The organism is Curtobacterium sp. MCLR17_054 (assembly GCF_003234335.2).
In the GTDB taxonomy this organism is placed as follows: Bacteria; Actinomycetota; Actinomycetes; order Actinomycetales; family Microbacteriaceae; genus Curtobacterium; species Curtobacterium flaccumfaciens.
Window position 1 is genome coordinate 2,247,839 of the sequence record NZ_CP126263.1, and the last position, 21,023, is coordinate 2,268,861.

General features: G+C 73.3%; 20 protein-coding genes. 13 read left to right on the forward strand and 7 right to left on the reverse strand.

What is annotated here, in order from left to right:
- Positions 1–58: 58 nt before the first annotated feature.
- The 4 genes from DEJ08_RS10695 to DEJ08_RS10710 are packed head-to-tail and all read left to right on the forward strand — an operon-like array spanning position 59 to position 3,468.
- Positions 59–784, forward strand: a complete 726-nt coding sequence (locus DEJ08_RS10695; RefSeq protein ID WP_017885772.1) for a PspA/IM30 family protein — start codon at positions 59–61, stop codon at positions 782–784.
- Positions 785–828: 44 nt separating this feature from the next.
- Positions 829–1,650 (forward strand): arginase family protein, encoded by an 822-nt coding sequence (locus tag DEJ08_RS10700; protein WP_111053995.1) that lies wholly within the window; start codon positions 829–831, stop codon positions 1,648–1,650.
- A 55-nt stretch (positions 1,651–1,705) separates the two neighbouring features.
- Positions 1,706–3,109: a dihydrolipoyl dehydrogenase family protein gene (locus tag DEJ08_RS10705; protein WP_027465800.1), complete on the forward strand. Its 1,404-nt coding sequence runs from the start codon at positions 1,706–1,708 to the stop codon at positions 3,107–3,109.
- A 2-nt stretch (positions 3,110–3,111) separates the two neighbouring features.
- Entirely contained in the window at positions 3,112–3,468 is a 357-nt protein-coding gene (locus DEJ08_RS10710) for a Fe-S oxidoreductase (protein WP_175330772.1), read from the forward strand.
- Between the two features lie 628 nt (positions 3,469–4,096).
- On the opposite strand, the gene DEJ08_RS10715 is transcribed toward DEJ08_RS10710, so the two are convergent.
- Positions 4,097–4,915 carry an ABC transporter ATP-binding protein gene (locus DEJ08_RS10715; RefSeq protein ID WP_111053997.1) on the reverse strand — a complete coding sequence of 273 codons (819 nt, stop codon included), beginning with the start codon at positions 4,913–4,915 and terminating at the stop codon, positions 4,097–4,099.
- Positions 4,915–5,814, reverse strand: coding sequence for a siderophore-interacting protein (locus DEJ08_RS10720; protein ID WP_258367007.1), 900 nt, complete (start codon positions 5,812–5,814; stop codon positions 4,915–4,917). Before DEJ08_RS10720 ends, DEJ08_RS10715 begins: the two co-directional genes overlap by 1 nt.
- A gap of 66 nt (positions 5,815–5,880) precedes the next feature.
- Between DEJ08_RS10720 and DEJ08_RS10725 the strand changes: the two genes are divergently transcribed.
- Genes DEJ08_RS10725 through DEJ08_RS10750 form a run of 6 tightly spaced genes read left to right on the forward strand, consistent with a single transcriptional unit; the run spans position 5,881 to position 11,946 of the window.
- Complete coding sequence (locus tag DEJ08_RS10725) at positions 5,881–6,891, forward strand: alpha/beta fold hydrolase (protein ID WP_181438937.1); 1,011 nt, start codon at positions 5,881–5,883, stop codon at positions 6,889–6,891.
- Entirely contained in the window at positions 6,888–8,432 is a 1,545-nt protein-coding gene (locus DEJ08_RS10730; RefSeq protein WP_111054000.1) for an ABC transporter substrate-binding protein, read from the forward strand. Before DEJ08_RS10725 ends, DEJ08_RS10730 begins: the two co-directional genes overlap by 4 nt.
- A gap of 46 nt (positions 8,433–8,478) precedes the next feature.
- Positions 8,479–9,432, forward strand: coding sequence for an ABC transporter permease (locus tag DEJ08_RS10735; RefSeq protein ID WP_071404591.1), 954 nt, complete (start codon positions 8,479–8,481; stop codon positions 9,430–9,432).
- Positions 9,429–10,328, forward strand: a complete 900-nt coding sequence (locus DEJ08_RS10740) for an ABC transporter permease (protein WP_111054001.1) — start codon at positions 9,429–9,431, stop codon at positions 10,326–10,328. Before DEJ08_RS10735 ends, DEJ08_RS10740 begins: the two co-directional genes overlap by 4 nt.
- Positions 10,325–11,164: an ABC transporter ATP-binding protein gene (locus DEJ08_RS10745; protein WP_258367008.1), complete on the forward strand. Its 840-nt coding sequence runs from the start codon at positions 10,325–10,327 to the stop codon at positions 11,162–11,164. The genes DEJ08_RS10740 and DEJ08_RS10745 overlap by 4 nt, the downstream gene beginning before the upstream one ends.
- Positions 11,161–11,946: an ABC transporter ATP-binding protein gene (locus tag DEJ08_RS10750; protein WP_111024546.1), complete on the forward strand. Its 786-nt coding sequence runs from the start codon at positions 11,161–11,163 to the stop codon at positions 11,944–11,946. The genes DEJ08_RS10745 and DEJ08_RS10750 overlap by 4 nt, the downstream gene beginning before the upstream one ends.
- Positions 11,947–12,488: 542 nt before the next feature.
- Here the strand turns inward: DEJ08_RS10750 and DEJ08_RS10755 are convergent.
- Positions 12,489–13,934 carry an amidase gene (locus tag DEJ08_RS10755; protein WP_111054002.1) on the reverse strand — a complete coding sequence of 482 codons (1,446 nt, stop codon included), beginning with the start codon at positions 13,932–13,934 and terminating at the stop codon, positions 12,489–12,491.
- 40 nt (positions 13,935–13,974) lie between these two features.
- On the opposite strand from DEJ08_RS10755, the gene DEJ08_RS10760 reads away from it, so the two are divergent.
- Positions 13,975–14,274: a hypothetical protein gene (locus DEJ08_RS10760; RefSeq protein WP_111054003.1), complete on the forward strand. Its 300-nt coding sequence runs from the start codon at positions 13,975–13,977 to the stop codon at positions 14,272–14,274.
- A gap of 36 nt (positions 14,275–14,310) precedes the next feature.
- On the opposite strand, the gene DEJ08_RS10765 is transcribed toward DEJ08_RS10760, so the two are convergent.
- The gene (locus DEJ08_RS10765) at positions 14,311–14,727 is read right to left on the reverse strand and encodes an HIT family protein (RefSeq protein WP_071404585.1); all 417 of its coding nucleotides are present in this window, start codon (positions 14,725–14,727) and stop codon (positions 14,311–14,313) included.
- 52 nt (positions 14,728–14,779) lie between these two features.
- Here DEJ08_RS10765 and DEJ08_RS10770 point away from each other — a divergent pair, with 52 nt between their 5' ends.
- Positions 14,780–16,453 carry an ABC-F family ATP-binding cassette domain-containing protein gene (locus tag DEJ08_RS10770; protein WP_111054004.1) on the forward strand — a complete coding sequence of 558 codons (1,674 nt, stop codon included), beginning with the start codon at positions 14,780–14,782 and terminating at the stop codon, positions 16,451–16,453.
- Positions 16,454–16,477: 24 nt separating this feature from the next.
- Positions 16,478–17,395: a L,D-transpeptidase gene (locus tag DEJ08_RS10775; protein ID WP_111054005.1), complete on the forward strand. Its 918-nt coding sequence runs from the start codon at positions 16,478–16,480 to the stop codon at positions 17,393–17,395.
- A 22-nt stretch (positions 17,396–17,417) separates the two neighbouring features.
- Here DEJ08_RS10775 and DEJ08_RS10780 read toward each other — a convergent pair whose 3' ends face one another.
- From DEJ08_RS10780 to DEJ08_RS10790, 3 genes are read right to left on the reverse strand one after another with little or no spacing between them, the layout of a single operon-like run.
- Complete coding sequence (locus DEJ08_RS10780; RefSeq protein ID WP_111054006.1) at positions 17,418–18,728, reverse strand: cytochrome P450; 1,311 nt, start codon at positions 18,726–18,728, stop codon at positions 17,418–17,420.
- Positions 18,729–18,755: 27 nt separating this feature from the next.
- Positions 18,756–19,328 carry a gluconokinase gene (locus DEJ08_RS10785; RefSeq protein WP_111054007.1) on the reverse strand — a complete coding sequence of 191 codons (573 nt, stop codon included), beginning with the start codon at positions 19,326–19,328 and terminating at the stop codon, positions 18,756–18,758.
- Positions 19,325–20,881 (reverse strand): GntP family permease, encoded by a 1,557-nt coding sequence (locus DEJ08_RS10790; RefSeq protein WP_220035431.1) that lies wholly within the window; start codon positions 20,879–20,881, stop codon positions 19,325–19,327. Before DEJ08_RS10790 ends, DEJ08_RS10785 begins: the two co-directional genes overlap by 4 nt.
- Positions 20,882–21,023 lie beyond the last annotated feature (142 nt).

Below are 21,023 nucleotides of genomic sequence, written 5' to 3' on the forward strand. Positions count from 1 at the left end.
CAGAACCAGACACGACCCGACAACACCGTCCACAGGACTTCCACGAAAGGGAACAGCAATGGCCAAGCAGACCATCTTCGGACGCATCTCCACCCTCGTGCGCGCGAACATCAACCAGATCATCGACGACGCCGAGGACCCGCAGAAGATGCTGGACCAGCTCGTCCGCGACTACACGAACAACATCGCGGACGCGAAGACCGCGATCGCGCAGACCATCGGCAACGTGCGCCTGCTCGAGCAGGACCACGAAGAGGACAAGAAGGCCGCGGTCGAGTGGGGCCAGAAGGCAGCCAACGCCTCCACCGCAGCCGACAAGTACCGCTCCGAGGGCAAGTCGGCCGAGGCGGACAAGTTCGACAACCTCGCCAAGATCGCGATCGGCAAGCAGATCGCCGCCGAGCAGGAGGTCAAGGACGCGGAGCCAAACCTGGCGTCGCAGAACGAGGCCGTCGAGAAGCTCAAGACCGGTCTCGCCGGCATGGAGCAGAAGCTCGAGCAGCTCCGCGCGAAGCGGGACAACCTCGTCGCCCGCTCGAAGACCGCCGAGGCGCAGTCCCGCGTCAACGACGCCCTCGGCAACATCGACGTGCTCGACCCGACGAGCGACCTCGGCCGCTTCGAGGAGAAGGTCCGCCGCGAAGAGGCGAAGGTGCTCGGCCAGCAGGAGCTGCAGTCGTCGAGCCTCGACGCCCAGTTCGAGAGCCTCGAGGACGTCGGCAAGGACGCCGAGGTCGAGGCACGGCTCGCCGCGCTGAAGTCCGGCGGATCCTCGAGCATCTGACGAACGCCCTGACGACGCCGGACCCCAGCTGACAGACTGAGACGATGCACTTCCTCGTGGTCGGTCAGTGGCAGGGTTCGGCGTCGTCGCGCGCGATGCGCCTCGGGGACGGTGCGTCGGCGATCGCGGCCGACCTCCCCCGGGCGTCCACCACCGTGGTCGACGTCCCGGCCGGAGCGGGTGACCGCCTCGAGACCGCCGTCGCCCGCTACACCTCGGTGCTCGCCGTCGCCGAACGCGTCGCCGAGGAAACAGCCGTCGCCACCGAACCGGTGCTCGTCGTCGGCGGTGACGGCGCCAGTGTCCTCGGCGCGACCGCTGCCCTCGCACCGGACACCGCGTTCGTCCGCATCTCCGGGTCCAGCGGGTACCGCGCGCTCAACCGGGCACAGCCCGTCGCCGCCGAGACCGCCGCCCTGCGCCTGCTGGTCGACCGCCCCGACGACCTGTTCCCCGGCCTGCCGGTGGTGCCGGCGGCCTCGGTCGTCGTCGCCGGGGTCCGCGGGGTCGAGGACGCCGAACGGGCCGCCCTCGACAAGGCCGGGATCGTGCACCTCGACGTCGATGCCGCCACCCCGGACGCCCTCGCCGCAGCGGTCGAGCGGACCGGTGCCTCGTCGGTGTTCGTGCACGTCGACCTCGACGTCCTCGACCCGTCCGAGGTCGACGGGCTGCTCGAACCCGTCCCGTTCGGCCTCGACGGCGCAGCGCTCGTCGAGCGCATCCAGGCCGCGACGCGCGGCCGCCGCCTCGTCGGCGCCGCGCTCACCGGTTTCGCCCCCGTCGACCCGGACCGGGCGGTGGACGACCTCGGCGTGATCCTGCGCGTCGTCGGAGCGGTGACCAGCGCCTCCCGGGTGGGCTGACCACGGGCACGACGCGACCGGCGGACCCCCTGCCGGTCCGCGTACGCTCGGCAGCATGACGGACTACGACCTCATCGTGATCGGAGCCGGCGCTGTCGGCGAGAACGTGGCGGACTACGCCAGGAAGCGCGACCTGTCGGTCGCGATCGTGGAGGCCGAGCTCGTCGGCGGCGAGTGCTCCTACTGGGCGTGCATGCCTTCGAAGGCGCTCCTGCGCAGCGGACACGCCCTCGCCGCCGCCAAGCGGCTCGACGGTGCGAAGCAGGCCGTGACCGGCACGCTCGACGCTGCCCACGTGCTCGCCCGCCGCAACTCGTTCACCTCGGACTGGAAGGACGACAGCCAGGTCTCGTGGCTCGAGTCCGCCGGCATCGACCTGATCCGCGGGCACGCCCGCATCACCGGCCCGAAGACCATCGACGTCGACGGCGAGACGCACACGGCGCGCGCCGCCGTCGCGGTCGTCACCGGTTCCCTGCACACGCTGCCCCCGGTGCCCGGTCTCGCCGAGGCGAAGCCGTGGGGCACCCGCGAGGGCACCAGCGCCCAGCAGGTCCCCGAGAGCCTGCTCGTCATCGGCGGCGGCGTCTCCGGCTCGGAGCTCGCGACCGCGTGGGCCTCCCTCGGCGCGAAGGTCACCCTCGTCGCCCGGCACGGTCTGCTCGGCGGCATGGAGCCCTTCGCCGGGGAACTCGTCGCCGACTCCCTGCGCGAACTCGGTGTCGACGTCCGCACCGGCGTCAACCCGGTCCGGGTCGACCGCGACGAGCACGGTCTCGTCACCACGGAGCTCGACGACGGCACCACGGTCATCACGAGCGAGGTGCTCGCCGCCACCGGCCGCGCCGCACACACGCGTGACCTCGGGCTCGAGACCGTCGGCCTGACCGCGGGCGACTGGCTCGACGTCGACGACACCATGCTCGTGCACGGCACCGACTGGCTGTACGCCGTGGGTGACGTCAACCACCGCGTCCTGCTCACGCACCAGGGCAAGTACCAGGCGCGTGCCGCCGGCGAGGCGATCGCAGCCCGGTACCAGGGCACGCCGCTGCACACCGAGCCGTGGGGTGCCCACGTCGCCACCGCCGACCACGCCGCCTCGCCGCAGGTCACCTTCACGGACCCCGAGGTCGCGAGCGTCGGACTGACCGAGGCGAAGGCCCGCGAGCAGGGGCTGAACGTCCGCGCGGTCGAGTACGACCTCGGTGCGATCGCCGGGTCCTCGCTGCAGGCAGACGGCTACACGGGCCGCGCGAAGATGGTCGTCGACGAGGACCGCGGGGTCGTCGTGGGCGTCACGTTCGTCGGCCAGGACGTCGCCGAGATGCTGCACGGTGCGACCGTTGCCGTCGTGGGCGAGGTCCCGATCGACCGCCTGTGGCACGCGGTCCCGGCATACCCGACGATGAACGAGATCTGGCTCCGCCTGCTCGAGACGTACGGCCGCCCGGCCTGAGCGTGCGCAACCCGCTGCTCGACTCCCCCGTGTCCCGTGCGGGGTGGGTGTTCGCGACCGCCGTCGGGCTCGCCGTGGGCGTCCCCCTGTCGACCGGGCGGATCCGGGTGGAGGACGGGCTCGTGGTCTGCACGGGGCTGCCGCGCTGGGTGTTCCGGCGCGGCGGCACCTGCGTCGGTTCGGTGTACCTGACCCGCGACAACGACGGCCCGCGGGTGCTCCGGCACGAGCGGGTGCACGTCGAGCAGTGGCGCCGGTACGGGATGCTCATGCCGCTGCTCTACGCAGTCGCCGGGCGGGATCCCCTGCGGAACCGGTTCGAGGTCGAGGCCGGTCTGGAGGACGGCGGCTACCGCTGACGGGGGCGGGTGCGGCGCGGGGCGGCTCGGGTGTGCTGCGGTCGCACGACACGCCGCGTGCGCATCGCCGTGGTCGCGCGAACTGTCGCCCCGACGCCGGTCGGGCGGCGGTTCGTGCGACCTCGGCGCGCGTGCCGACCGGGGCTCCGTCGGTCGCAACACCCCGCCTACCCCGCGGCGAGCGGTCGCAGACCGTCGCCTGCGGCGCCGCCAGCCGACAGTTCGTGACCACTCGGCGCCCGGCCGACGACGAGTCGTGACCACTCGGCGGCGGGCGGCCAGGCGACGAGACGCGACCGGTCGACGGCCTGGAGGCGCGTGGCGGCGCCGCCCCGAGCCTCCAGGCCGCCGGGCCCCACGACCACCGCGCCCGCCCGCCGGTCGCAACACCCCGGCGGGTGCGCGGCGAGCGGTCGCAGACCGTCGCGTGCGGCGCCGCCAGCCGACAGTTCGTGACCACTCGGCGCCCCACCGACGACGAGTCGTGACCACTCGGCGGCGCCACGTGACCGAAGTCGCGCGACACGCCGCGTCCACGTCGCCGCGGTCGCGCGAACCGTCGTCCCGACGCCGGGCAGGCGGCAGATCGTGCGACCTCGGCCCGGCCCGGAGCCAGCCGGCCCGTGGGTCAGGCCGCGCGCCGCCGCGGCACCACGAGGGGCGTGCCGGTCTCGGGGTCGGGGACCACGACGCACGGCAGGCCGAAGACGTCCTCGACGAGGTCCGCGGTGAGCACCGACGACGGCTTGCCCGCCGAGACGATCGCCCCGTCGCGCATCGCGATGACGTGGGTGGCGTAGCGCGCGGCCTGGTTCAGGTCGTGCAGCACCGCGACGACCGTGCGACCGGCGGCGTGCAGCGTGGAGGCGAGTTCGAGCACGTCGTACTGGTGCGCGATGTCGAGGAACGTCGTCGGCTCGTCGAGCAGCACGATGTCGGTCTGCTGCGCGAGCACCATCGCGATCCACACCCGCTGCCGCTGCCCGCCGGAGAGCTCGTCGACGCTCCGGTCCGCCAGTTCCGCCGTCGACGTCTGCTCGAGTGCGGCCTGCACGGCCTGCCGGTCGGACCCGGACGACGGGTGCAGCAGGTCCTGGTGCGGGAACCGGCCCCGGGACACCAGGTCACGCACGGTGATGCCGTCGGGGGCGATCGGGGTCTGCGGGAGCATCCCGACGCGCCGGGCGACGGCCTTCGGGCGGTACGAGTCGATCGGCGCCCCGTCGAGGAAGACCGTGCCGGCTCGTGGCTTCAGGGTGCGGGCGAAGGACTTCAGCAGCGTCGACTTGCCGCAGGCGTTCGGCCCGACGATGACCGTGAGTTCGCCGTCGGGGATGTCGACGTCGAGCGTGTCCACCACGACCCGGTCGTCGTACGCCAGGGTCAGCCCACGGGCCCCCAGCGCGGTGGTCGGGACCGGACCGAGCGCGGTGCCCGCGGTCGGCATCAGTGCTCGGCCTTGCCGTGCCGCCAGTAGCCCATGAACGCGACCTGCTTGCGGTCGATGCCGACGCCGCGCACCAGGTGGCGGCGGAGTTCCTTGACGCAGCCGGCCTCGCCCGCGATCCACGCGTACACGGGGCGCTCGTCGGCGGGCGCGGGGACGTCCCACAGCACCTGCTCGTCGACGTCGACGTCGGTGAGCTCGGCGGCCGGCTCGCACACGGCGGCGGACGGCGCGACGGTGGAGGCCCAGGCGTGCACCTGGTCGGTCATCCGGACCCCGTGGGTGGCGCCGTTGCGGGCGATCCAGCGGACCTCGACCCCGGCGGGCGCGGTGACCGGCAGCCGGTCGGCGTCGGTGGGCACCTCGATGAAGACGTGGCCGACGGTCGAGACGTCGAGGGCTTCGAGGATGGCGCAGATGGCGGGTGCGGCGGTCTCGTCCCCGGCGAGCAGGATCCGGTTCGCGTGCCCGGGAGCGAACTCGGCGGCACCGGTCGGCAGGTCCTCCGGCGACTCGGGAACCCGCGGCCCGACGATGCGCAGCTCGTCACCGACGCGGCAGGCCGACACCCAGCGCGACGCCGGACCGGTGTCGCCGTGCGCGACGAAGTCGATGTCGAGTTCGCGGGCGTCCGGCCGGAACGAGCGGACCGTGTACGTGCGGAGCGGGTTGCGGGCGTCGTCCGGCAGCGCGCGCCAGGCGGCGTACCAGTCCTCGTGCTCCGGCAGTTCGGAGAAGCCGATGCCGGGCAGGGGCAGCACGATCTTGATCCGCTGGTCGAGACCGACCGAGGAGAAGTCGGCGAGCGCGTCGCCCGTCAGCGTCACCCGGACGAAGTTCGGGGTGAGCGACGTGACGGCGGCCACACGGACGGAGAAGACGCGATACCGGGTTGCCACGGAATCGAGTATGGCATGCCTTACCTAACGTCTCCAGACCCCCGGAACGGTGCGAGGATCGTCCCCGTGTCCGAAGCCCCCGACGACGAATTCGCCGACCTGCCCGCCCTCGCCAGCGCGAGCGGCGTGACCACGCCGCTCCGCGCCTCCAGGCAGGTGGTCCGCACCGCGGACGGGCAGGAGACGTCCGCGATCCGGTGGGGCGACGACGGCCAGGAGGCCCGGATCACCTACCTGCACGGGCTCGGCATCGACGCCCACAGCTTCGACACCACGGCACTCGCCGTGGGCGAGCCGGCGGTCGCCCTCGACCTGCCCGGCCACGGCCGGTCGTCGTGGCGGGAGGACGCGGACTACGCGGCGGCCGCGACGGCGCCGAGCGTGCTCGCCGCGCTCGACGCGCTCGCGGTGCCGCCGGGCATCGTCGTCGGGCACTCGCTCGGTGCCATCCTGTCCGCTCGACTCGCGGCCACCGCGCCGGAGCGGGTCACCGGGCTCGTGCTCGTCGACATGTCGCCGGACTTCGCGCAGCGTGCGGTGGACCGGATCGCCCGCGCGCTCGAGGCCGAGGAGCCGTTCGAGTCGCTCGAGCAGGTCGTCGACCGGGCGATCGAGGCGCGGGTCGGCGACGACCGGCAGGTGCTGCTCCGTGAGGCCCGGCACACGACGGCCCTCGGTGCGGACGGGCGACTCGTTCGCCGTCACCACTTCCCGCACCTGCCCGCCGGGCGGACATCGTCGGTGGGACGCTTCGCCGATGCGTGGCCGGACCTCGAGGCCCTGCGCGTGCCGGTCCTGCTCGTCCGGGGTGACCGCGGGTACGTCTCCCCGAAGCTGCACGCCGGGTTCGCCGAACGCCTGCCGGACGCCGAGATCGTGACGGTCACCTCGCGGCACGCGGTGCAGAACCAGGCACCCCTCGAACTGGCTTCGGCGATCCGGGCATGGGCGGAGCGGCACGGATTGTTGCACCCGATCGAAGAACCGTCGCCGGACGGCACCAGCCGCCGGTACCCTCGTGCGAGCGCGAGGCCCGATCCCAGCCCTCGCGCCCGGAAGGAACCCACCACCCCATGAGTCCGCTCCTGCCCCGTCGCACCGCGCGCACCTCGCGCATCGGGCGCGCTGCCCTCGCCGCCACGGCCGTCGCCGTCGTCTCCGCCCTGGCGCTGGCCGGCTGCTCCGGCTCGTCCGACACCACCGGCGGCAAGGACGCCACGGTGCGCGTCGGGCTGGTGCTCGAGCCGACGAGTCTCGACATCCGCACCCAGTCCGGGGCGGCGCTCGACCAGGTGCTCATCGACAACGTGTACCAGGGGCTCGTCGGCCGGACCGCCGACGGCGACATCCGTGACGTGCTGGCCTCGTCGCACGAGGTCTCGGACGACGGCCTGACCTACACGTTCACGCTGCGGGACGGCACGACGTTCCAGGACGGCAAGCCGGTCACCGCGGCCGACGTCGTGTGGTCGCTCGAGCAGGTCAAGTCGAACGACTCGTACGTCGACTCCGCCAAGCTCGCGGGCGTCACGTCGATCACCTCGCCGTCGGACGACTCCGTCGTGCTGCAGCTGGCGAAGCCGGACTCCGACCTGCTCTGGAACCTGACCGGCCGCTCGGGTCTGGTGCTCGAGAAGGCCGCGGACAACGACCTGTCCGACAGCGCGAACGGCACCGGTCCGTTCGAGGTCGCGAGCTGGAAGCAGGGCGACTCGCTCACCTTCGACCGCAACGAGGACTACTGGGGCACGAAGGCGAAGGTCGCGAAGATCGTCTTCCGGTACATCACGGACCCGTCGACCGCCGTCAACGCGATGGCGAACGGTGACCTCGACGTCCTGAACCCGGTCGACGGCACACTCAAGAGCCAGCTGCAGGGCAACGCCGACATCGCGCTGCACAGCGGCAAGACGACGGACAAGTACACGCTGGCGTTCAACAACCGCAAGGAACCGTTCACGGACGAGCGCGTGCGCCGGGCGATCCGGCAGGCGATCGACGCGAAGGCGCTCATCAAGGCGATCGGCGGCACCGGCGTGGAGCAGGGCGGCCCGATCCCGGAGCTCGACCCCGGCTACGAGGACCTGACCGACATCGACGCGTACGACCCCGCGAACGCGAAGAAGCTCCTGGCCGACGCCGGCCAGCAGGACCTGAAGCTGACGCTCACCTACGCGAACATCTACCCGACGACGATCGGCGACGTGCTGAAGTCGCAGCTCGCCGACGTCGGGATCACCCTGACGGTCAAGCGCGTCGACTTCGCCACCTGGCTGTCCTCGGTGTTCCAGGCACCGAAGTCCGGCGAGCGGGACTTCGACCTGTCGATGGTCGACCACGTCGAGGCCCGCGACTTCGGCAACTGGGCGAACCCGGACTACTACTTCGGCTACGACAACCCGAAGGTGCAGGCCCTCTACGCCCAGTCGATCGCGGCGACCGACGAGGCCACGAAGACCGAGGCACTCCGCAAGGCTGCACGCATCGTCAGCGAGGACGCGGCCGGCGAGTGGCTCTACACGGCGACCGAGATCACCGCGGTGCGCTCCGGCGTGACGGGCTTCCCGGTCGACGGCGGCAACTCGCGCCTCGACCTGGCGAAGCTCGCGGTCAAGTGACCCGGAGCGGCCGCGGCGGGGTGTCCGTCCCCGTAGCATCGGTGTCGTGACCCGGTTCCTCATCGGGCGGGTGCTCCTGCTCGTCGTCGGCCTGCTCGTGGCGAGCGTCATCATCTTCGCCACGCTCCGCGTGCTGCCCGGTGACGTCGCCCAGGTCGTCGCCGGCACGCAGTCGACCCCCGCGCAGGTGGAGCAGCTCCGGCAGCAGCTCGGACTCGACCGGCCCGTCGTGGTGCAGTACCTCGACTGGATCGGTGGGGTGTTCCGCGGTGACCTCGGCCGCTCGCTGGTGACGAACGGTGCCGTCGCACCGGAGATCGCGCAGAAGCTCGCGATCACCCTGCCGCTCGCCGCGATGTCCCTGGCGACCGCCCTGGTGATCGGCGTCCCGCTCGGCGTGGTCGCCGCGGTGCTCCGTCGCCGCCCGGGCGGTGCGGTGATCGGGTTCGCGGCGCAGGCGGTCGCCGCCGTGCCCGTCGTGTGGGCCGGCATGCTCCTGGTCGCCCTGTTCGCGGTGACGCTGCACTGGTTGCCGACGCAGGGCTTCCCGCTCGACGGCTGGTCGGAACCCGGGCGGGCGTTCGCGTCGCTCGTGCTGCCCGCGCTGACGATCGGTGCGGTCGAGGGCGCCGTGATCCTCCGGTTCACCCGGTCCGCCACGCTCTCCGTCCTCGACGCCGACCACCTGCGCACCGCCGCCGCCGTCGGGCTCACCCGCACGCAGGCGCTGCTCCGCCACGGTCTGCCGAGCGTCGCCCTCACGGTGCTCGCCGTGCTCGGCGTCCAGATCGCCGGGCTGCTCGTCGGTGCCGTCGTCGTCGAGCAGCTGTTCTCGCTGCCCGGGGTGGGCCGGATGCTCGTGACCGACGTCGGCCGCCGCGACATCACGAAGGTGCAGTCGGAACTGCTCGTGCTCACCGGACTCGTGCTGCTCGTCGGGTTCGCCGTCGACGTCGTGCACCGCACCCTCGACCCCCGACAGCGCGAGGTGCAGGGATGATCCGCCGTCTGGTGTCCCGACCGACCGGGGTCTTCGCCGTCGTCGTGCTCGGCCTGCTGCTCGTGCTCGCCGCCGTGTCGCTCGTCTGGACACCGCAGAACCCGTTCCGCGCCGACCCGTTCCACCAGTGGGAGGGGCCGAGCGCCGCGCACTGGTTCGGCACGGACGCCGCCGGCCGCGACATCGCGAGCTACCTGCTCGCCGGCACCCGCACCACCGTGCTCGTCGCCGTCGGCTCCGGGGTGATCGCGAGCGTCGTCGGCATCGTCCTCACCGCGATCGGTTCGCTCACCGCCCGCTGGGTGCGCGAGGGCACCGCGGTCCTGCTCGACATCCTGGTGGCGTTCCCGACCCTGCTCACCGCGATGCTCCTGACCGCGGTGTTCGGCGGATCGCTCGGCGTCGTGATCGTCAGCGTCGGGCTCTCCTTCGGCGTGACGATCGCCCGCGTGGCCCGCGGCGAGATCCGGCGGATCGCCCGGAGCGACTACGTGACCGCGGCCCGGGCGTCCGGCGTCGGCGGTGCCGGGGTGCTCTTCCGTCACCTGGTGCCGAACGCGGCGCCGCTGTTCACCGTGCAGCTGTCGCTCGCGATGGCCACGGCCGTGCTCGCCGAGGCCGGGCTGTCCTACCTGGGCTACGGCGCCGGATCGGACACCGCGTCGTGGGGCAGCCTGCTGTCCGACCTGCAGACCTACATCGGTGTCCACCCGTGGAGTGCGACCTGGCCGGGAGCCGCCATCGCCCTCGTCGTCGCGGCACTGTCGTTGCTCGGCGACGCCGTGCGTGACGCCTCGGACCCGCGGCTGACGACGAGCGACCGAACGACGACCGACCGCACGCCGAGCGACCGGAGCGCCGACCCGGCGACGACCACGCCGGGGGTGACCGCATGACCGACCACGCAGCACGCCCCGACCACGCCGCCGACGCAGCCGGCACCGCCCGCGCAACCGCAGCCTCCGGGCTCGAGGTCCGCGGGCTGTCGGTCCGCATCACGGGGCGGACGATCCTCGACGACGTCAGCTTCACCGTGCCTCCCGGCCAGCGCGTCGGCGTGATCGGCGCGAGCGGATCCGGCAAGTCGATGACCTCGCTCGCCCTGATGGGCCTGGAGCCCACCGGCGCCGTCGTGACCGGCAGCATCCGCCTGGACGGCACCGAACTCGTCGGCCTGCCCGACCGCGAGCGCGCGCGACACCGTGGGTCGGGCATCGCGATGGTGTTCCAGGAGCCGGGCACCGCGCTCGACCCGCTGCGCCGCGTCGGCGCGCAGATCGCGGAGCCGCTCCGGTTGCACCGCGGGCTCGACCGACGCGCGGCACGCGCGGCAGCCGTCGACCTGGCGGCGTCCGTGGGCCTGCCCGACCCGGAGTCGCTGCTGCGGCAGTACCCGCACCAGCTGTCCGGCGGACAGCGGCAGCGGATCTGCATCGCGATGGCGATGGCGGGCGAGCCGTCGTACCTGGTCGCCGACGAGCCGACCACGGCGCTCGACGTCACCACCGAGGCCCGCATCCTCGACCTGTTCGAGCACCTGCCGGCGGGCATGGTGTTCGTCACCCACGACCTCGCCGTGCTCGCGCGCATCGCCGACACCGCCGTGGTGCTGGACGCCGGCCGAGTGGTCGAGCAGGGCCGCGTCGCGGACCTGCTCGCCGCACCGCAGCACCCCGCCACCGCTGCGCTCGTCGACGCCGCCCGCGCCACCGCCAGGAGGACCGCCCCGTGACCCTCCCCGTCCTCGAGGCCACCGGTCTCCACCGCACCTACCGACTCCCCCGCCGCGGCCCGTTCGAGCCCGGGCCGGTCCGCACCGCCGTCGACGGTGTCGACCTGACGGTCGCCCCCGGCGCACGGCTCGGCATCGTCGGCGAATCGGGATCCGGCAAGTCCACGCTGGTCCGCCTGCTCGCCGGCCTGGAGGCCCCTTCCGCCGGCACCGTCGCCGCCTCCGGCCGTCCGGTGGTCGCGTCCCGGTCCGCGCGTGCGTTGCGCTGGTTCCGTCGCGAGACCGGGGTGGTGTTCCAGGACCCGTACGCGTCACTCGACCCGCGGATGCGCGTCGGCGCGATCGTCGCCGAGCCGCTGCGGGCCCTGCAGGTCCCGGGGTCGCACGACGACCTGGTCCGTGCCGTGCTGGAGCGCGTCGACCTGCCCGCCGACACGGTCGACCGGTACCCGCACGAGTTCTCCGGCGGGCAGCGGCAGCGGATCGCGATCGCCCGGGCCGTGGTGCACTCGCCCCGGATCCTGTTCGGCGATGAGCCGATGAGCGCCCTCGACGTGGTGGTCCGCGCTCGGGTGATCGAGCTGTTCCGGTCGCTCGCCGACGACCTCGGGCTGACGCTCGTGCTGGTGTCGCACGACATCGGGGTCGTGCAGCGGCTGTGCGACACGGTCGCGGTGATGTCCGACGGCCGCATCGTCGAGCACGGGCCGGTGTCGCTCCTCGATGCGCCGCAGCACCCGGTGACGCGGGCGTTGGTGGCGGCGGCGCCGACGCTGCCGTAGGCGGGCTGCGCGGGCGGCACGGGGCGGGGCGGCGGCGGGCGGCGCGGCGCACCGTGCGCCCTCCGCCACTCCGTGCGGGCTTGCCCGCACGGAGCCGGCCTACAAGGCCACACCGGACAAGCAACCCCGCACCACACGCACGAAACCGCACCGTGCGCCGGATAGGAGGCACGGCACCGGCCCGCCCCGCGCCTCCAGACCAGACGCACACGAGTCCACCGCACCGTGCGCATCCCGCCACTCCGTGCCGGCTTGCCCGCACCGAGCCGGCCTACAAGGCCACACCGAACAAGCAACCCCGCACCACACGCACGAAACCGCACCGTGCGCCAGACAGGAGGCACGGCACCGGCCCGCCCCGCGCCTCCAGACCAGACGCACACGAGTCCACCGCACCGTGCGCGCCCCGCCACTCCGTGCGAGGTTGCCCGCACAGAGCCGGCCTACGAGGCCGCATCGAGCAAGCAACCCCGCACCAGCCTGACAACGCCGCACGGTGCGCCGCACGCCCGCGCGCCCGCACCCCGGCCCCGGGCCTCCCGTCAGGCGGTCCAGGCAGCCGGGTGCCGCCGCTGCCAGCGCAACCGGCGCTCGAGCTGCGCGCCGATCGCGAGCAGGACGCGCTCGCCGCCGGGGCGTCCGATCAGCTGCACGCCCATCGGCAGGCCGCCACCGTCGGGGTGGTCGTCGTCGGTCACGCCGACCGGCAGGGTGATCGCGGGGAGCCCGGACACGTTCGCCATCGACGTCCACGGCGAGTACGCGCACTGGCGGCGGAAGTCCTCGTCGGGGTCGTCGCCGTACCAGCCGAGGGGCCGCGGCGTCATCGCGAGGGTCGGCGTGAGCACCGCGTCGAACCGGTCGAACGCGCCGATGAGCGTCGTCGAGAAGGTGTCGAGCGTCGACATCGCGTCGAGGACCTGCGTGCCGGAGAGCGCCTGCCCGCGCGCCACGAGCCACGCCACGAGCGGGGTCAGCGCCGACAGGTCGATCCCGGGCACCTGCGGCAGTCGGGCGGCCGAGCTCTCCCACGCCACCCGGAACGCGTCGGCGTACGGCACGCGGGGCATCCGGACGTCCTCGACGCCGTGCCCGACCTCGCCGAGCACCCGCACGGCGGTCTCCACGGCGGCCCGGGCCGCGGGGTCGACGACCACGTCGACGGTGTCGTCCCACGGTGAACCCTCGAGCACCCCGACGACGAACCGGCCCTCGCCGCGGACGGCGGCCGCGGTGAACGGTCCCTCGCCGACGTCGGGGGTGACGAGCGCGTAGGGCGAGGCCTCCGGCAGCCCGGTCGGCGCGACCAGCGCGTCGAGGAGCATGCCCGCGTCGGCGACGGACCGGGTGAGCGGCCCGGCGACGGACAGGCCGCCGACGCCGGAGCGGCCGGGCATCGACGGCACGCGGCCGCGGCTCGGCTTCAGGCCGACGAGCCCGGTCGCCGCGGCGGGGATCCGCACCGATCCGCCGCCATCCGACCCGACCGCGGCGGGCACGAGTCCGGCGGCGACGGCGACGGCCGCACCGCTCGACGACCCGCCCGGCGCGCGCGTGGTGTCGTAGGGGTTCCGCGTCACGCCGAGCCGGGTCTCGGATGACGAGGACATGCCGAACTCCGGTGAGGCGGTCTTGCCGAGGCTGACGGTGCCGGCCGCGTCGAGCGCGGCGACGAGCGGGTGGTCGGCCGACGCGGGCCGCTCCGGCAGGCTCGCGGTGCCGTTCCGTGTGGTGACCCCGGCGCGGTCGTACAGGTCCTTGTCGGCGGACGGGAGGCCCCACAACGGTCTCGACGTCGGCACCAGGTGGCCGAGGCGATCGGCTCGGGCCCGGGCAGCGTCCGCGGTGACCGTCACGAAGGCACCGAGTCCGGCGTCCAGGCGTTCCACGCGGGACAGGTAGTGCTCGGTGACCTCGAGGGCGGTCGCCTCGCCCCGGCGGATCCAGTCCCAGAGTTCCTGTGCGGAGAGGTGGTGGAGTTCGAACACGGCTCCGAGCCTAGGCGGCGGTGGCCCGTATCCTTCGACGGTGGACACCACTCTCCCCTCCGGCACGACGAAGCGCCGGATCGAACTCCGGCTCGTCCGGCCCCTGTTCGCCTGGTTCGCCCGGCCGACCGTCACCGTCGACGGGGTGGGGCACCCGGCGCAGTGGGGCACCGGCACGTGGGCGGTGCCGGACGACGGCGACACGGTGATCGGTGTGTACCTGTTCAACCGAGCGTGGCGGTTCGGGGCGGCCTCGGTGTCGGTCGGCGGCGCGACGGCGCTCGAGTACCGGGGCGGGCTGCTGCCGGTGGGTGCGGGTCAGTTGACGCCGCGCGGCTGAGGGTCGCGCCAGGCCGGGCAGGGTCTGCTCGGGCGGCTACTCGAACATCTCGGCGAGGAGCGCGTGCGGGTCACCGTCGACCACGTGCGCCGATCGTCGCTCCGGCCAGTGCGTCGTGGCGTCGTCCGGCCAGCATGGCACGACGTGGAGGTGCAGGTGCGGCACGCTCTGGCCGGCGTCCGCGCCCGATGCCTGCAGCACGACGGTCCCGGTCGCGCCGAGGGCACCCTTCATCGCACGGGCGACGCGCTGCGCCAGTGCCGTGGTGGCGGCGAGTGCCGTGGGTCCTGCACTGAGCAGGTCAGCGGTGTGCTCGACCGGCACGACCAGGGTGTGGCCGGGGGCCAGCGCCGAGTCGGGCAGGGGTGCGAAGGCGACGGCGTGCTCCTCGCGCTCGACCCACACGGCGGGTTGGTCACCGGCGATCACGGCACAGAAGACGCAGGAGTCCATCGGCCCAGTCTGCTGCACGTGGGGTGCCCGCTCCGCGTGGGACGATGGGCGCATGACCGCCACGCTCGTCGCCAAGGGCCTGTCCGGCGGGTACGCCGCTCGCACGCTGTTCGACTCCCTCGACCTGACGGTGGCGCCCGGTGACGTGATCGGGGTCGTCGGTGTGAACGGTGCCGGCAAGTCCACGCTGCTCCGGCTGCTGGCCGGGGTCGACGAGCCGCTGGCCGGCACGGTTTCCCTGGCACCGACGGACGCGTTCGTGGGGTGGCTCCCCCAGGAGCACGAGCGCATCGCTGGTGAGACCGTCGCGGCGTACCTCGGGCGGCGGACCGGCTGCACCGAGGCGACCGTGACGATGGACGCAGCGGCGGCGGCGCTCGGCGACCCCGACGCCGGCGACGCAGCGGCCGACCGGTACTCGGCGGCGCTCGACCGCTGGCTCGCCGCGGGGGCTGCCGACCTGGAGGACCGGATCCCGGCGGTGCTCGCCGACCTCGGCCTCGAACCCGGCACCGGCGACTCCGGTGCGGACGGCGTCGGCCCGGACTCCCTGATGACCGCGCTGTCCGGTGGGCAGGTCGCCCGCGTCGGGCTCGCCGCGCTGCTGCTGTCGCGGTTCGACATCGTCCTGCTCGACGAGCCGACCAACGACCTCGACCTGGACGGCCTCGACCGGCTCGAGGCGTTCGTGCGCGGGCTGCGCGGCGGAGTGGTGCTCGTCAGCCACGACCGTGAGTTCCTGGCGCGCTCGGTGACCTCGGTGCTCGAACTCGACCTGGCGCAGTCGTCGAACCGGTTGTTCGGCGGCGGGTACGACTCGTTCCTCGAGGAGCGCGAGATCGCCCGGCAGCACAAGCGTGACGCGTACGACGAGTTCGCGTCGACGAAGGCCGACCTGGTCTCGCGGGCACGGACGCAGCGCGAGTGGTCGAGCCAGGGTGTGCGGAACGCCATGAAGAAGAGCCCGGACAACGACAAGATCCGCCGTCGTGCCGCCTCGGAGTCGAGCGAGAAGCAGGCGCAGAAGGTCCGGCAGATGGAGTCCCGCATCGCCCGGCTCGACGAGGTCGAGGAGCCGCGCAAGGAGTGGCAGCTCGAGTTCACCATCGGCAGCGCACCCCGGTCGTCGGCCGTCGTCGCGACGCTGTCGGACGCCACGTTCACCCAGGGCGACTTCACCCTCGGCCCGGTCTCGCTGCAGGTCGACGGCGGTGACCGGATCGGCATCACCGGCCCGAACGGCGCCGGCAAGTCCACCCTGCTGCGGGCGCTGCTCGGCAAGCAGGCGCCGACGACGGGCACGGCCTCGCTCGGGTCCAGCGTCGCGGTCGGCGAGGTCGACCAGGCGCGTGCGGCGTTCACCGGTGACCAGCCCCTGGCAGCGGCGTTCGAGGCGATCGTCCCCGAGTACACGACCGCCGACGTCCGGACGCTGCTCGCGAAGTTCGGGCTGAAGGCGGACCACGTCGGCCGACCGGCCTCGGCGCTCTCCCCCGGCGAGCGCACCCGGGCCGGACTCGCGCTGCTGCAGGCCCGCGGGGTGAACGTGCTCGTCCTCGACGAACCGACCAACCACCTCGACCTCACCGCGATCGAGCAGCTCGAGCAGGCACTGGAGTCCTACGACGGGACCCTGCTGCTCGTCACACACGACCGGCGCATGCTGGAGACCGTCCGACTCGACCGGCAGTGGCGGGTCGAGGGCGGCACCGTCACCGAACGCTGACGGATCGACCGAGGGGGAAGCACCATGCGACGCAGCACCTGGATCGCGACGACCGCCGGGGTGGTGGTGCTCGCCGTCGCTGCCGTCGTGGTGGGGGTGACCGTCGGGTCGCCAGCACCGGAGCCGACCCGCGCGGCCCGGGCCACGACGACACCGACCCCGAGCGCCACGCCGAAACCGAAGCCGACGCTCGCGGCCGTCCCCGCTGCACCGTCCGACGCGACCCTGGCCGCGCTGCCGTTGGCGTTCCACGACGCCGTCGTGCCGCAGTTGCTCGACGGCGGGGACGTGGAGCCCGAGGACACGTGGCAGATCGCGACCCCGCGCACGCCGCTCGTCGCCCTGTACGCGAGCCCGTCCAGCCGCGCCCGGCCGGTGGCGACCCTGTCCCACCTGGTGTCGACGATCAACCGGCCCGCGGCGACCGCCGTGTGGGGTCGCTCCCCCGGCCGGGACGGCGGGATGCTCCTGGTGTCGACGCCGTCCCGCAACCGCACCCCCGGTGACGGCGGCGACCCGGACGCCCCGAGCGCGACGTTCGCCTGGGCCCGGGCCGCCGACTTCACCGTGACGCGCACCGACCGGATGATCACGGTCGACGTCGCGGCGAGCACGGTGTCCGTCGTCGCCCGGTCGGGCAAGGTCACGGCAACCGAGGCCGCCCGGCTCGGGACGCCGGAGGACCCCACACCGGCCGACACCGCCACCTACGTCGAGGCGGCGTACGTCGACACGCGCGTCGCGTACACGCAGGGCAACCCGATCATCCTGACCGGGGCGCACTCGTCCCGGATCCCGTCGTACGGCGGCAACGCTGCACTGACCGCGTTGCACTACTACCCGGACCCGACCGGCAGCTCGCACGGCTGCGTCCGGATCTCGGCGGAGATGACGAAGACGCTCGCGGCGCTGCCCGTCGGCACCCCGATCCGGTTCAGCTGAGACCGGGTCAGCTGAGACCGGGTCAGTGGAACGGGCAGCGGCCCCGGACCTCGCCACCCGAGGCCGGCTTCGTCGGCAGTCGGCGGCGGTCGACCTGGAGCCCGTCGTCGAGGATCGTCAGCCGCGGGTCGCTCAGCACCGAGACCGCGGCCGCGAGTGCGGCGATCGCGACCTTCTCGCCGGGGCACCGGTGCCCCGTGGCGACGTCGGCACCGCCGTGCGGGACGAACGTCGTGATGGACTCGAAATCGTCCACGCCGAGGAACCGCGACGGGTCGAACTCGCCGGCACGCTCCCACGAGCGCTCGTCGGTGTCGGTCCCGGTGATGTCGAGCACCACGCGCCCGCCGGCGGGCAGGTGTTCGCCGTCCAGCTCGACGTCCGTGGTTGCCCAGGCGGGCAGCATCGGCACGAACGGCGCGGTCCGGCGGATCTCCTGCGCGAAGGCGACGGCGAGCGGGCCGTCGACGCGCGGCCCATCGACGCGCGGCCCGTCGACACGCGGCCCGTCAGCGGCGTCGGCCGCCGCGCTCTCGGCCGCGATCCGTGCCCGCCACTCCGGCCGGTCGTGCAACTCCTTCGCCGCGAACGCCACGAACCGGGCCACCGCGATGGCCGGCCGGATGCTGTTCTGCAGTTCGATGCCGGCCAGCCGCGCCGGCAGCAGCGCCCCGGAGGGGTCCCGGTGCCACGCCCACTCGTGCAGGGCGGTGTGCGGCTCGGGGGTCAGCCGGCCACCGCGCACGGCCTCGACCAGCCGCCGGGCGTGCCGGTCCGACCAGTGCCGGTTCAGGACGGCCTGCAGGTACTCGGGTGAGTACGGCACCCCGAAGCCGTCGACGACCTGGGCGAGCCGTGCCGCCCACCGGGTGTTCGCCGCCGGCGTCCCCGGTAGTCCGGCCCAACGCATGACCGCACGGCCGATCGCGCCGACGGCAGCGTCGTACGCCGAGCGGGTGCCACCGGTCAGCCACGCGTCGCGTTCGGTCGCCCACTCGTGGGTCAGCAGGGGTGCGAGGCGCCGGACCTGCTCGTCCTCGTACGCGACGTCGACGAACGTCGCCTTGCGGTGGTGGTGCTCCGCCCCGTCGAGGCTGTGCACCGAGCCGACGCCGAACAGCGTCCGCTGCACGATGGCCGGCATCGCGCCGTGGCGTGCCGTGCGGTCGCCGTCGTAGAACAGCGCGACGCCCTCGGCACCGCGCACGAGCAGCGCCGGACGTCCGAGCAGTCGGAAGCCCACCGCCCGCGCCCCCGGGCGGGTCCGGCGCCACAGGTGGGCGCCGAACCCGTAGCCGCGGGTCAGGAGCGAGAGGGAGTCGTCGATCGCCATGCGGCCATGCTGCCGAGCACTGCCCGATCAGGCTCTCGGGATCCGGACCAGCCCGAGCCGCGCCACGACCTCGGCACTCTCCTCTTCCGGGGTGCGGTCGGCGGCGATCGTCAGGTGGGCCTCGTCGGGCTGCGGCGGCTCGAGCGTGGCGAGCTGCGACTGCAGCAGCGACGTCGGCATGAAGTGCCCGGAACGCTGCGACATCCGCTCCTCGATGAGCGCACCGTCACCGGCCACGTGCACGAACACCACCCCGGGGGCACGCAGCACGTCGCGGTACGAGCGCTTCAGAGCCGAGCAGGTCACGACGCCGTTCGTCCCGGCGTCCAGGTGTCCGCGGATCCAGCCGGCGACGACGTCGAGCCACGGCCAGCGGTCCTCGTCGGTGAGCGGGGTGCCGGCGTGCATCTTGTCGACGTTCGCCGGCGGGTGCATCGCGTCGCCCTCGGCGAACTCCCACCCGACCTGCTCCGCCACCATGGCGGCGACGGTCGACTTGCCGGACCCGGAGACCCCCATCACGACCAGGACGCGAGCATCCAGCCCGGCGTCGGACGCACCGGCAGCACCGGCAGCAGCAACTCCTCCTGCGCCGCTCATCGGATGAACACCCCGGCCAGCAGGACCCCGAGGAGACCGAACACCGAGATGAGGCACTCGAGCACCGTCCACGTCTTGAACGTCTGCCCCACCGTGGTGCCGAGGTACCCCTTCACCAGCCAGAACCCGGCGTCGTTCACGTGCGACAGGAACACCGAGCCGGCACCGATCGCGAGCACGAGCAGCGACGTCATCGGCGTCGACAGGTCGGCGGCGATCGGCGCCATGATGCCGGCGGCGGTCACCGTGGCGACCGTGGCCGACCCGGTCGCCACACGGACCAGGGCCGAGACGACCCAGGCGACGAGCAGCACCGAGACGCCGGAGTCCTTGACGGCGTCGGCGATCACGCCGCCGATCCCGGTGTCGATGAGCACCTGCTTGAAGCCACCGCCGGCACCGACGATGAGCAGCACCCCGGCGATCGGGGGCAGCGCGCTCTCGAGCGACTTCGACACCGCCGAGCGGTCCATCCCGCCGCCGATCGCGAAGAAGACCATCGCGTAGACGGCCGCGATGCCGATGGCGATCATCGGCGAGCCGAGGAAGTCGAGCAGGCTCACCCACGAGCCGGCGGCGTCGGGGGCGGTGGCCTCTCGGATCGCCTGGGCGAGCATGAGCACGACCGGCAGCAGGATGCCGATCAGGGCGACGGTGAACGACGGGCTGCGCGGCTCGCTGATGACGCGCGTGAAGTCGCTCTTGCCGTTGGGCAGGGACGCGGTGTCCTGCGTGGCGGGGCCGCGCCGGGCCTCCCGTCCGGGGTGTGCCGGGTCGTCGGCGAAGGAGGCGGACCCGGAACCCGACCCCGAACCCGGGCCGGCGGTGGCGACCGCCCCACGCGACCCGAACATGTCGGGGACGGGGATGTCGACCCAGCGGGCCGCGAAGCGGGCGAAGAGCGGCCCGGCCAGGACGATCACCGGGATCGCCAGCACGATGCCGAAGGCGAGCGTGGTGCCGAGGTTCGCACCGACGGTGGAGATCGCGACGAGCGGGCCGGGGTGCGGCGGGACGAACGCGTGCATCGTCGACAGGCCGACCAGGGCGGGGACGGCGATCTTCATGATCGGCACCTCGCTCCGCTTGGCGACCAGCACGATGATCGGGATGAGCAGGACGAGGCCGACCTCGAAGAACATCGGCAGCCCGATGAGCGCCCCGATCAGGGCCATCGTCCACGGCAGCGCCGCCTTCGACGACTTCCGCACCAGGGTGTCCACGACGCGGTCCGCTGCGCCGGAGTCGACGAGCATCTTGCCGAACATCGCCCCGAGCCCGACCAGGATGCCGACGCTCGTCATGGTCGCGCCGAAGCCGTCACCGAAGCTGGTGACCGCCTTGTCGGGAGCGAGCCCCGCGCCGATGCCGACGCCGAGCGCGCCGATCGTGAGCGCGATGAACGGGTGCACCTTGAGCCAGGTGATGAGCGCGATGATCACCACGATGCCGGCGAGTGCCGCGATGATCAGCTGCGGGATCGAACCGGACGGGTCGACCGTCTCGGTGGTGCCACCCGCGGCGAGCAGGTGGTCCGGGAGAGCGTGAGGCATCAGCGCCCCTTCCTGGAGTCGCTGCTGCGCGGCTCCGTCGCCTTCGTGTCGAGGGTGGACTGGCGCGACGAACGCCGACCCTCAATAATCTGATTAATCAGACTATACGACGTCGTCCCGCGCGCCAACCGCCTGTCCCCGG